This is a genomic window from Bacillus sp. JJ1521 (genome assembly GCF_036965165.1).
GTDB lineage: Bacteria > Bacillota > Bacilli > Bacillales > Bacillaceae_L > Ferdinandcohnia.
On sequence record NZ_JBALOX010000133.1, the window covers coordinates 25,748 to 37,744 of the forward strand.

Annotated in this window: 13 protein-coding genes; 4 read left to right on the forward strand and 9 right to left on the reverse strand. The window is 38.1% G+C overall.

Annotated elements, in window-relative coordinates:
• Positions 1-85: 85 nt before the first annotated feature.
• From V7147_RS17440 to V7147_RS17450, 3 genes are all read right to left on the reverse strand, one after another.
• Positions 86-517 (reverse strand): DUF4064 domain-containing protein, encoded by a 432-nt coding sequence (locus V7147_RS17440; RefSeq protein ID WP_335369106.1) that lies wholly within the window; start codon positions 515-517, stop codon positions 86-88.
• 177 nt (positions 518-694) lie between these two features.
• Positions 695-1,702 (reverse strand): DUF3231 family protein, encoded by a 1,008-nt coding sequence (locus V7147_RS17445; protein ID WP_335369107.1) that lies wholly within the window; start codon positions 1,700-1,702, stop codon positions 695-697.
• An 86-nt stretch (positions 1,703-1,788) separates the two neighbouring features.
• Entirely contained in the window at positions 1,789-2,277 is a 489-nt protein-coding gene (locus V7147_RS17450) for a hypothetical protein (protein WP_335369108.1), read from the reverse strand.
• Positions 2,278-2,448: 171 nt separating this feature from the next.
• Between V7147_RS17450 and V7147_RS17455 the strand changes: the two genes are divergently transcribed.
• Positions 2,449-3,054, forward strand: a complete 606-nt coding sequence (locus tag V7147_RS17455; RefSeq protein ID WP_335369109.1) for an alpha/beta hydrolase — start codon at positions 2,449-2,451, stop codon at positions 3,052-3,054.
• Positions 3,055-3,724: 670 nt separating this feature from the next.
• Here V7147_RS17455 and V7147_RS17460 read toward each other — a convergent pair.
• Positions 3,725-3,871 (reverse strand): hypothetical protein, encoded by a 147-nt coding sequence (locus V7147_RS17460; protein ID WP_335369110.1) that lies wholly within the window; start codon positions 3,869-3,871, stop codon positions 3,725-3,727.
• Positions 3,872-4,028: 157 nt separating this feature from the next.
• Here V7147_RS17460 and V7147_RS17465 point away from each other — a divergent pair, with 157 nt between their 5' ends.
• Complete coding sequence (locus V7147_RS17465) at positions 4,029-4,742, forward strand: ASCH domain-containing protein (protein WP_335369111.1); 714 nt, start codon at positions 4,029-4,031, stop codon at positions 4,740-4,742.
• A gap of 302 nt (positions 4,743-5,044) precedes the next feature.
• Positions 5,045-6,220, forward strand: a complete 1,176-nt coding sequence (locus V7147_RS17470; RefSeq protein WP_335369112.1) for a D-alanyl-D-alanine carboxypeptidase family protein — start codon at positions 5,045-5,047, stop codon at positions 6,218-6,220.
• Here the strand turns inward: V7147_RS17470 and V7147_RS17475 are convergent.
• The 4 genes from V7147_RS17475 to V7147_RS17490 all read right to left on the reverse strand — a co-directional run bounded on the left by V7147_RS17475 (position 6,217) and on the right by V7147_RS17490 (position 10,853).
• Positions 6,217-6,633, reverse strand: a complete 417-nt coding sequence (locus tag V7147_RS17475) for a GtrA family protein (protein ID WP_335369113.1) — start codon at positions 6,631-6,633, stop codon at positions 6,217-6,219. The genes V7147_RS17470 and V7147_RS17475 overlap by 4 nt on opposite strands.
• The gene (locus tag V7147_RS17480; protein ID WP_335369114.1) at positions 6,602-7,633 is read right to left on the reverse strand and encodes a glycosyltransferase family 2 protein; all 1,032 of its coding nucleotides are present in this window, start codon (positions 7,631-7,633) and stop codon (positions 6,602-6,604) included. The genes V7147_RS17475 and V7147_RS17480 overlap by 32 nt, the downstream gene beginning before the upstream one ends.
• Before the next feature lie 40 nt (positions 7,634-7,673).
• Positions 7,674-9,374 carry a DUF6044 family protein gene (locus tag V7147_RS17485; RefSeq protein ID WP_335369115.1) on the reverse strand — a complete coding sequence of 567 codons (1,701 nt, stop codon included), beginning with the start codon at positions 9,372-9,374 and terminating at the stop codon, positions 7,674-7,676.
• 111 nt (positions 9,375-9,485) lie between these two features.
• Positions 9,486-10,853, reverse strand: a complete 1,368-nt coding sequence (locus tag V7147_RS17490; protein ID WP_335369116.1) for a S8 family peptidase — start codon at positions 10,851-10,853, stop codon at positions 9,486-9,488.
• 336 nt (positions 10,854-11,189) lie between these two features.
• Here V7147_RS17490 and V7147_RS17495 point away from each other — a divergent pair, with 336 nt between their 5' ends.
• On the forward strand, positions 11,190-11,693 hold the full coding sequence (locus tag V7147_RS17495) for a topology modulation protein (RefSeq protein WP_335369117.1): 504 nt from the start codon (positions 11,190-11,192) through the stop codon (positions 11,691-11,693).
• Between the two features lie 14 nt (positions 11,694-11,707).
• Here the strand turns inward: V7147_RS17495 and V7147_RS17500 are convergent, their stop codons facing one another.
• Positions 11,708-11,932, reverse strand: coding sequence for a hypothetical protein (locus V7147_RS17500; RefSeq protein ID WP_335369118.1), 225 nt, complete (start codon positions 11,930-11,932; stop codon positions 11,708-11,710).
• Positions 11,933-11,997 lie beyond the last annotated feature (65 nt).

Below are 11,997 nucleotides of genomic sequence, written 5' to 3' on the forward strand. Positions count from 1 at the left end.
CTCGAAAAATTTCCTTTGGAAAATCGTGGCATCCGCCGGAGGCTCTAACTTTATTTAGTCGGGATTGTAGCTCGACTGAATAAAGTTAGTATTCAGGATTAAATGTTTCCTTTGGCTTTCGAACGAGGCAAAGGATACCTGCGACTAAGTAAAGAATACTTGAGATGATTGAGATTAGGATTGTTGCAAGTGCAGTAAGTATTGCTACAACAATTAATATAATACCAGCAGCCTTCGGGTGTTTATCGCCTTTTAAAAGAACCAGTGAAACAATTCCAAGAATAACGGCAAGTATGCCCACAATGATAAAATACCAGCCACCGGCAGAAACGATATCTGAAAGGAAAGCAAAATCTGTTCCTTGTAAAGATGGATCTTCAGCAACAATAATGCTCTCCATTTCCTGCGTAAATGTATTATCTCCACTAAGGCCTAAAAACATAAACCCAAATACACTAATTAATGCGAAAAAACAAGCTCCAATAATCGTTAACACAATTTCTCCTGTACGTTTCATAAGATGGATTCCCCCTCGTAAAAAATGTTTCTTTTTGATTTTACTATACAGTTTATAGTATGCAATCTGTTTTTTTCTTAAACCTCTCCTAATTTGGAATACTCTATTTACGGACAGAAAGGGAAAAAGGTTTCAAATAAATGAAAAATAAACGACATGCCTCAAGTTGCGCGTCGTTTATTTATACATGTTGTTTAGTTTATTCCGATCAAGATTGTGGGGAGGTTCTTGCATCCAGCCACGTTCAACCAGCATTTTAAAGCCCTTTGCAGCATATAAAAAAATCTCGCCGATTGTTTTAGAATAAAAAGCAATTAAATCTGTTCTCATCGATAATGCCTGGGCATGACCAATAAGGGTAATATCGATTCCGTTGAGTGCTTGAAAGAGCACGAGAATGAGTTTATCAGAAAACGGAGAAATAGTCGAAGCAGTTACCTCCATTGGAATGGTCATCGTTCCCATAAGATTTTCTTTTATAAATAAGTCATTAATAAAGGTAATTTGCTTCTCGGAAATTTTTCTTCCATCCTTTATATATTCAAGGATTTCATTGTCCTGAACGACCTGTTGAAATCCCATACAAAGGACAATCGCAAAATAATTGCGTTCAATGTTAAAAAACATATCCGTTATCTCAACCACATTTAATGGTCTTTTTTCACCGAATAGCTTTGTTAAGTATGTCTTGTCTTCTATATATTCATTTTCAGATGGATAAACGACCATTGGTGGACGGTCATAAATTCCCTTTTCAAGCATTAATTGTGTAGCCTCATTATATTGATTTAATGCATCCGAAAGGCAATTTGAAAAAAATGACCGGATATCTTCCCTGGCAGTATTGGCTGTAGCGAAACTAAAATTAATCATGTTCATTCGGCTCATTGCATAAATAAATGTGAGAGCGAATGAATCGTAAAAAAGTGGCGGGGCGGACAGGTTAAGGTCGTCATCTGAAAATCCATCAGGTAAAGGGATTTTCTCCTCTGCAAAAATCTGCTTTATTTCTTTCATTTGGTCACTATATATTTGATAAGATTTTTTCATAATAGGTTTAATTTCCTCATCACGTAAATGGTGAAGGAAATATTTGATCAAACAAACGGTCATACTCCCCTGTATGAAAGTTGTCCATAATCCGCCGATTTCAGCACTAGATAAGCGTACATAATGCTTGTCCATGAGGTCACCTCCTCAATTCTTCATATAAGGTAGTATAGGTTAAATAATGATTTCTATTCTTTAGAATCGAGATGCCCTATATCGGTTTAATCATTCATTGAACTATACAATTTCTCAAATTCCTCATTAATCTTTTTCTTTTCTTCATAAGCCTTATCCGTCTTCTGTGGGTCTCCAGAAGAAATCCCGTCAAGCAACAAATTCATGGTTTCCATGTATTTTTCAATAGAGGTTTGAACAAGAATCCGAAGTTCATGTAAATTTTTATTAGTCGGTATGTCATCAAGTTCAATTAAGTTAAAAATGTACATTGCCTCTTCGTTCGCGATTTGCATCGTTTCAACAGCTGCCTCAAGTTCATCATCTTTTTTCATTTCCTCCAAAAGCATGTCCAGTTCTTGATTAAGTTGGATAAATTTTTGTACATGACTTTGTAGGCTATCTAATAAGACCTGGTCCTCTTTTGAGAGATCTTGGCCAATGGGGCTGTAAAGATCAGACGCTGTCTTTGAATTTGCAGTGCATCCTAGTAAAAACGCTAGTAAAATAAACAGAAACATGATTTTTCGATTCATACTGCCCCTCCTAATAACGTATATAAAAAGATATGAAACCTGTCCACGTTATATGACATTTGACAAATGGCTTATAGTATATTACCTTGAAATTAAGATATCTAAATTTATTCTATTATTTGAGTTTCGGTAGGAAATACTAGAACGAGATTTGTTTTGGAGGGAATTATAATGAAGCACATTTTTCGAGAAGGTACAGATAAAACAAAACCAACCCTTCTGTTATTACATGGGACAGGTGGAACTGAATCTGATTTATTGCCGTTAGCACCACATATTGACCAAGACGCTTCTGTATTGAGTGTCCGTGGGAATGTATCTGAAAATGGTATGCCACGCTTTTTCCGCCGTTTAGCTGAAGGTGTTTTTGATATGGAAGATCTTATTTTCCGAACAAAAGAATTAAATGAGTTTCTTGATGAAGCAGCCACAAAATATTCATTCGATCGAGATAATATTGTAGCAATCGGATATTCGAATGGGGCAAATATTGCTGGCAGCCTATTGTTCCATTATAAGGATGCAATAAAAGGAGCCATCCTCCACCATCCAATGGTGCCAAGACGAGGAATTGACTTGCCTGATTTAACGGACACACCAGTCTATATTACTGCGGGTAAAAATGACCCAATCTGTCCTGCACAGGAAACAATTGATCTCCAAGATTTATTACAAAAAGCAAATGCAAATGTCGAGGTTCACTGGGAGAATAATGGGCATATGCTAACGGGCACTGAGGTTGCAGCTGCTGCCCAATGGTATACGAAACATTTCTAAAAAAGGACCGACTATGCCTGATTGCGTTTTAGTTGGGTGGAATTGCGCGTTAGTTTGAATAATTGCGTTTTATTTGGGATAATTGTGCGATAACCTGATTCTACAATAATCAGTAACCAAAAATGATGATAAACCCAAGAATGTAAAAATCCATTCTTGGGTTTTTGCTTTCTTGCATCGGAGAAATTCACTTATCTTGAAAAAAGTAAACACTTCCTTTGTATTACCTTGATGTGCTAAGTTCCATGATTTTAATATATTTCTTGCCGCATGACGAGATGGAAGGAGTAGAAAATCTCGTAATTTTTGATTTGTGATTGTATTTCCTAATAGAAGAAAATAATGAGAAACGGAGTCAAGGTGTGCATCATAGGAGGAGTAGCCGCACTTAAGACATTTCCATTTACTGGAGTTCTCTCCATTGGTAATGCTTCACATACTGGGCAATGCACCCCCTTTAAAAGCTCGCTTTCTTTAATCCCGAACCTATCTAAAATGTTTCCAACATATGGCGTATCTAACTGTAGCAACAATCTTGTCAATTTTTGAATATGTTTACTAGTTAGGATTTCTTTTTGGTAGATCTTCTCAAATTGTTCTATTTTTGAAAGGAGATTGGCACTATGGTAAGCGAACTAGAAATGGCCAAGGCGAACCTTGGCCTAAATGCCTATTTCTTCTTCTTTTGAACGTTTTGTTTTTCTGCTTCTACTTCTGTATAGGATGCAAATTCAACAAGTTCCGAGCTGATTCTATTTCCCTTTTTTACATTATTATTGCGCTGCGCATTCGCGTTTCCTCGTTTTGTTCTACCCAACAGTTTCATCTCCATTCTTAACATTTCATATGTAGTATGAGTTGTTTAAAACATTTTATGAAGGAAAATTAGCCCAGTGCCTTCCGAGCTTATGAGTTTTTGGTTGTTTCTTTCAAACCTCCCCTTTATAATTTAAAGAGTGGGAAGAGGTGATTGAATGAAACGAATCGATTTTTGGGGTCGAGATGAATATGATGAAAGACTGCTAGAAGAAGTACTGCGAGGTGTGAAGACGGTCACCTGTACTCCAAAGGTTTGGTATGAACAATTGCCGAGCGAAGAAAAAAGCGAAATTGATGATATCATTCGGGTTTTTACAAAGCGAAATGAGCATAAAGCAAACCTCCAAATCACTGATTTTTACGAAATTCGATTTGGCGAAATTCAAGGTGAAGTGGGAGAACGAATTGCAAAAGGTGAAAATTCCACTTTGGATGAATTTATCGAGGACCATATTTTTAGCTGGGAGAAGCCGTTAAAAAATGATGGCTTTGAACTTAATGAGGATACCATTATTGTAGTAGAGCATTTCAAGGTTACAGACATATTTACAGACGTTAAAATAGATTTGCACCTTGTCCCAATGACGGATGCAGAAGGATATAAGGTGACTAATTGGACCGATTTTGAATTGTTTAGGGAGTCTACGGATTACTATTATTCCGTTTATAAAGAGAAAGATTTTGTTGCATTTGTTCGGTTTCGCCAACACGAAACCAACACCTATATGTATTACAAGGTGAACCCTGACTTTGACGGTCAGTTGGATGAAAAGAAACTCATGAAGAAAGCCGAAAAGTATGCGAGAGAAGCACTCTTGGCTACAAATATCATTCACGAGTGGAGTTCTATTTACACATATCATAAATAATGTAAAAAAAGACGTATGGCAAAAAATCAAAGCCAGCGTCTTTTATCTGTCTAGCTCCAGGCGCCAACTGCTCGAGGTCACAAGCCAATCGCTTCTGAAGGCAAAAAACGCCTTCTGTCAGCGCTGGTCTTGTGCTTGTCGGGCGCCTTGCGCTTTTCTAAGTCTCGTCAGAAAACGGATTTGACATACGAATATCTGTAATTGTAAAATCGGGGACGAGGGATCAAGTCCTTGTCCGTTTCATAAAAAAACACAGCTAGGACACGGGAGTAAGTCCCTATGTTCCAAAAGGGAGAAGTGAAATGAAGCAGTTATTTTTAGTTTTAGTTCTAGTATTTCTGATGACTTCACTTTCGCCTTTTCAAGCTTATGCAGAGAGTGCTGAGGCAATTGGGGCACCTGTGATTAAGAGTGAAGCAGTTATTTTATTGGATGCAAATAATGGTTCAATCCTATATGAGAAAAATAGTCATACAAAAATGTACCCGGCAAGTTTAACGAAAATGGCAACGGCCATTTATGCGATTGAAAATGGAAATTTAAATGATGTTGTAACGGTTAGCGCAAATGCGTATGAAACGGATGGTACGCGCGTTTACCTAGAAGTAGGGGAACAGGTTACACTAAAACATCTTATTCAAGGCTTATTAATTAATTCCGGAAACGATGCTGGCGTTGCGATTGCAGAGCATCTAAATGGGGATATTGAGTCTTTTGCGCATTCTATCAATAAATATTTAAAAGAAAAAATTGGAGTCGAAGAGACTCATTTTACGAATCCGCACGGTCTCTTTGATGAAAATCACTATACATCTGCATATGATCTTGCTTTAATTACGAAATATGCGCTAAAGAATCCCGTTTTTCGTGAGATTTTTGGGACGAAGGAATTAGCATGGGATGGTAAATCATGGGATACAACCCTTTTAAGCCACCATTTATTGCTTAGAGGCGAAATCCCCTATGAAGGGATCACAGGAGGGAAGACTGGTTTTGTTGACGAATCAGGTAACACCCTTTCAACATCTGCTGAAAAAGGAGATTTATCTTTGATTGCCATTGTTTTACAGGCAGATCGTAAGGGAGTTGCGTATGAGGATACCGTGGCCCTTTTAGATTATGGCTTTGAGAATTTTGAAGTAACAGAAGTGGCAGCAAACCAACAGTTTTACGATGAACAGAATGAGAGCTACCATCTAAACCAACCACTTAAATACACGCAAAAGAAAAATGAGGCTGTTCAAATGGCAATGAATGACCAAGGAACACTTCATGTACTTGGGGATGATGGTCGACAGCTTGCAACGAAGCAGCTTAAAAGGGATATTCCAAAAGCAGTGATGGGGACTCGTGCGGATATCAAACCGGATGAACCCGCTAAAAAAAGTCGATTACCGGCAATCCTTGCAGTCGTATTTTTAAGCGTTGGTGTTGTTTTCCTTCAAAAAATAATAAAAAATATGAAAAAAAGCACTTAATCAAAGTGCTTTTTTTTAGGAAAAACGATATGTTTTTGCCCGAGATAATTCAGAATCGTATAAAGGCCTGTCCCAAGTAAGACGGCAATCTCATTTGGATATTGCACAAAAATGAATCCCGCCAAAATCTTGCTTATCGAAAAAGAAAGAAAATAACAACCTAAAATCACTACAATAAACAAGGGGATACTTCTGCCATACGAGGTCTTGCTATCGAAAGTGAATCGTCTGTTTAACATGTAGCTTACTGCGCCGCCAATCGAGTTGCCAAGAAAGGTCGATAGCCAATAGGAGAGACCGACCACCTGCAACAACAAAAAAATACTGGAAAGTCCAACAAGGGTATTCAGTACTCCTACAAGCAAAAAGCGAAAAAGTGTATTAGTTGGTTTCAGAAAGTGGGTTGTAATCAATCAAATGTTCACCCTCTTCTGGTGCTAAATGCTCTTCTTCCGGAACCGCAAGATTATAGGTATCAATATCCACAACAAACTTCGGTCGCCGCTTTGTCTCCCTATAGATTTTTCCGATATATTCTCCGATAAAACCTAAAGCAATCAATTGCAGCCCACCTATTAACCAAATCGAGGTAATCATGGATGTCCATCCTGTCTGGGTTTGTCCGCTAAATTTTAAATAGAAAAAGTATCCCCCAAACAGAAAGCTGACAAAAAAGGAGAGAAACCCAATCAAGGAAATGAAGCGAATCGGTGTAACGCTAAAGGATGTAATGCCATCAAGGGCAAACGAGATCATTTTCCGTAGTGGGTATTTCGTTTCTCCCGCCATTCGTTCTTTTCTATCATAAAAAACAGACGTCGATTGAAAGCCAACAAGAGGAACAACCCCACGTAAAAAAAGATTGCTCTCATTAAATTGTTCGAGTGCTTGAACGGCTCGTCTACTCATTAACCGGTAATCAGCATGGTTATAAATAAGGTTGACACCCATGAAATGCATCAATTTATAAAAGCTTTGTGCAGTATGTTTTTTAAAAAAGGTATCTGTCTTGCGTTCTTTTCGGACACCATATACGACTTCAAACCCTTTCGAATAACAATTCAGGAACTCGCGTATGACCGCAATATCATCCTGCAAATCTGCATCAATCGACACAAGACAATCAGACCCGCGTTTTGCAGCGAATAATCCAGCCAGTAAAGCATTTTGGTGTCCCACGTTTCGTGCGAGTTTTAGTCCTTTAATCTTGTTGTCTTCTAGTCCTTTTTTATAAATAATGGACCAGGTTTGGTCCTTGCTGCCATCATCGACAAATAAGAGCCTGCTCTTTTCTGAAACAAGTTTGTCTGTAATAAGCTCATCTAAAAGGGTTCGTAGTTGCTTCATCGTTTCAGGAAGAACTTCTTCTTCATTGTAGCAAGGGACGACGATTGTAAGTAGTGGTACATTCATGATGAATCCCCCCAGACATTAATTTCGGATTATGATCCTTTCATTCTACCTGCGAAAGGGAAACCCGGTATAAATAAATCCTCCAAGCTGATTCAGGTGAATCGAAGGTTTGTTCAAGAACTAGCTCATTTTTCGCGGCATTTTTGATGGGCAAGGCCGAAAAAATATACCTGCCACCCATCTCGTAAAATGCTTGCATATTTAATTCCATTTTTTTAATACCTTTTTTTGAGGTCTTTTTGAACATATAATGCTTCCCAATTTCGTCTAAAAAGATATAGCACCGACCGCCCCATTCATCGAAATATTGGCGTAGTATTTTATCCTTTTTTAATTCCTTCGCGATAATTTCACGAAACTGATACTTATAGGAAAGAGGATAATAATTATTGTATGTGTCGAGCGTGTAAAACCCATTAAATTGAGCGATGGCAGGATGAAGGCCGATACTGGCAATACGGTATTCCGCTTGTGGCAATCCGATATAGGTTTTGATTTCCTCAAATTGTTTTTCTGCATAAAACTGTTGAAAGGTTGGCTTCTTTTTATACACGATTTCCTCATTAAATGAGGTCACTACCGCTAATTGAGCAATGAGGAAAAAAATAGCCGCTTGCTTCCAATATGTTTTATATTCCCACAAGATTTTTAATGAAATGGCAAATAAAATGTATATAACCATGGGCCTCAGAAAATGGTATCTTGCAAAATTAAAGGTATTTAGAAAATGAAACCGTTCCGTTAAAGGAACCCATCCTTTATAAAACCAAAATGCATACCAGACTGACAAAAGCGCATTAAGAATATGTAAGAAAAGAAAAAGCTTTTCTTGTTTCCATTGCTTCTTTAGTATTACAATATTCAAGGCTAGTAAGGTAACAGGCAAAATGATCATGCCGTGAACACTCATGACATGGGTATGACCCATGACATAATTTTTTAAGGAAAGTTGTAAGGCATTTAGGAATGATAATCGAGCATGAAAATACTCGTCACGACTGTTTGGTTCATCCATAAAAAGAAACGAGTATACAAGTCGGTATTCAACCACCATAAAAATCAATGTGAAATAAATGAGTGCCCATAAAAAGCGAAGGTTCCATCTCTTACCACGTAGACAATCGACAATCCACACTAGACCCATTGCGCTTATAAAAAAGAAAAAACCAAGGACGATGCTCGCATAGAGTGGGAGTAAGGTCAATGTTAACCAGTTCACCCATGACCTTTCACCTGAACGAATGTTGAGAAGTGCCCAAAGTGCTAGTGGCATCCCAAGTGTGCTCAGCATTCCTGATGGCCAAAAGGGTGTCAGTGCAAAAGCTAATGAAACCCCAACCCGAATCCAAGACCATTCAGTACGCACAAGAAAATGTTTTTTTAATAATAAATACATCCCAAGAAATGCGAAAAATCGTGTGATAAATTGGCTTAAGCCATAAGCAACCATCGGTGGAAAAAGGACATGTAACCATACAATTCCGCTAAATTCGGTACCAAATGCACCTCTTTGGAGTTCACCATTGATAATTTGGGGGATGGTCGCATCGACTGGTCCAACCATTTGATGGCTCCTAGCAAGCACCCTATACCAGGCAATATTTGAGTCTAAATTGTCATGAACTCGTAAATGAGCATTCTCTCCAAGTATAAAATACGGAGATATAAAAATGACAATGAGTAAAACTGCGGCGATGATAAGACGATACTCACTTCGTTGTAGAGTTCCAGTATTAGACAATTTCCTTCCTCCATTAACGAAAACTTACATTTGCCAATTTCATTTTTAGCCTTTCCATAATCAAATGGAATATGAATTTCCAAAAGAAAAAAAGTGGGGGTAACCCACTTTTTACTTAGCTCCTTCCTTTGCTTTCCCTAATGCTTGGACAATATCAATGAGTCCCTCTCCAAAATAAATATCCTTCCCTGCTTTTCCAAGGTCTAAGCTTGTTCCTTTAATAATTTCGATTATTTCCTTATTTGAAAGGTTTGGATTAATGGAGCGCATTAAACCTGCAAGAGCAGCAACATGTGGTGCTGCCATTGATGTCCCTGATAATGCAGCATATTGTTCATCGATGTAGGTACTTGGTATCGTCACCCCTGGAGCAGCTACATCGATATAATCGCCGTAATTCGAAAATTCCGCTTTGTCCCCGTTTAAGTCAACGGCTGCAACACTTAATACTTGCGGATATGCGGATGGGTAACTCGGCTGACTCGAATTATCATTTCCTGATGCAGCAACCATTACAACGTCATGTCGGTAAGCATATTCAACTGCTTGTTTTAATAGCTTTGATCCCTGGTAGTTACCAAGACTAAGGTTTATGACATCGGCACCATGATCCGTTGCCCAAATGATGCCACGGGCAATATCAAACGTGGAACCATATCCATCAGAGCCCATTACTTTCACCGGCATGATCGGGTTAAACCATGTGATTCCAGCCGTTCCCTCGTGATTATTTGTTTGCGAGGCAATAATTCCTGCAACATGCGTACCATGTCCATTGTCATCATCCGGAACATTATTGTCTTTAAGAACGTTATAGCCGCTGACAATTCGATTTACGAGGTCAGGATGATCTAGGTCTACACCAGTATCGACAATTGCAATTTTTACCTTATCGGATCCTTGAGTAATTCCCCAGCCGTTTTCTGAATCAATCATTCGTAAATTCCATTGAAAATCATTGTAAAGGAGATCATTCGGATGCTGTTGGTTTTGCATTAAAATGTAGTTGGGTTCGGCAAATTCCACATTTTTTTTGTTATCGAAATACGAAATCATTTGGGGAGTCTTCATGTTGTCCGATTCAAAAATATAAGATGAATCAAGTTTACGTAAAAGTTTTCCCTGTATATCTTTTTCGATTTGTTTAATTTCATCTTGTGTCAGATGATTTTTAAAATCAACAATGACCTGATGGTGATGGTAATGGCTTTTGTCTTTTCCATTATGGTCAATAACATCAATTTCTTTATGGTTGTCCAATTGTTTTTGAACATTATTATATAGTTGAATCGAGTCCACATTCATAATTTGAGGAGACGTATCCATCGTTTCATTTCCTAAATGAAGAGGAGAGAAACCAGTTGAAGACGTTCTTGGGTTTGGTTGATCCCCATTATCAAAAAGTGAAAAAGAAACAATAAGAGATAGTCCTACTGCAATTGCTAGTGCTACAATAGCGATTCTTTTTTTATTCCACAACATAATCACCTCAAATACACTTTTCTTTAGTATCTTGCCCATCGCTCTCTTTCATGCTTCTCTTTCATTCCAATAATTTCAAATAAAATCAAATGCGCCTTGGTGTATTTGCGCCCATTTTTTTAGGCCCACACGAGGGTCACAAAGACGTTGCCACAGGATGTGGCGTTCATAGTCTTTGATCTTATGCTCGAAAATCTTCCTTTGAAAAATCGCGGCATCCGCCAGAGGCTTTAGCTTAATTTAGTGGGGAGTGTCCCCCCACTGAATTAAGCTAAAACTATTTAACTAGTAAAATTATAGCATGAAATAAATACGAATAAAGCGAGGAGACGCATGAAAAAAATCATGGTTATCGGCATTTCGTCTGGAGTTGGAAAATCCACATTTGCCGGGAAGTTAGGTAACAAAATAGGAATTGACGTGTACCATTTGGACAGCTATTTTTGGAAACCAGGCTGGGTCGAAGCATCGTATGAAGAGTTTACAGCAGCTCAAGAGGAAATTCTGTCAAAAGACAGCTGGATTATCGATGGAAATTATAGCGGCACCTTCGAACTTCGTGCTAAGCAAGCTGATACCATCATCTATCTCGAAATTCCTAGATATCAGTGCCTCTTCCGGGTGCTCAAACGCTATTTTACACACATCGGAAAAAAGCGTCCCGACCTTGGCTGTACCGAAAAAATAGATTGGGAGTTTATCAAATTCATCTGGACAACCTACAAACCAAGAATCGATAAAATGCAGGAAAGACTTAATCGATTATCCCAAGATAATACAGTGATTATCCTGCGAGGGAAAAAGGAAATAAACGACTTTATAAAAAAACACCCTTAGATGGGTGCTTTCGATCAAATTATTTTTGTTTCATCCTTAGGGGCTTCAAGCTTCATTAGTTCAAGCTCCGCACGCATTTTTTCGGTTTCAAGCAAATAATTTTCATGCTTTAATTTTTCTAATTCCAATTCATCCTGAATGATTCTTTGTTTGTATTTTGATTGTGTTTGAAAATGGCTCGTAATAATCGCAACAAGTGGAATTGAAAATACCATGACTACCGCAACTAGACCCGTCATCGAATAACCTCCTAACTAAATCAAATGCGCCTTAGCGTATTTGCGCCCGATTTTTTTCGGGCTTG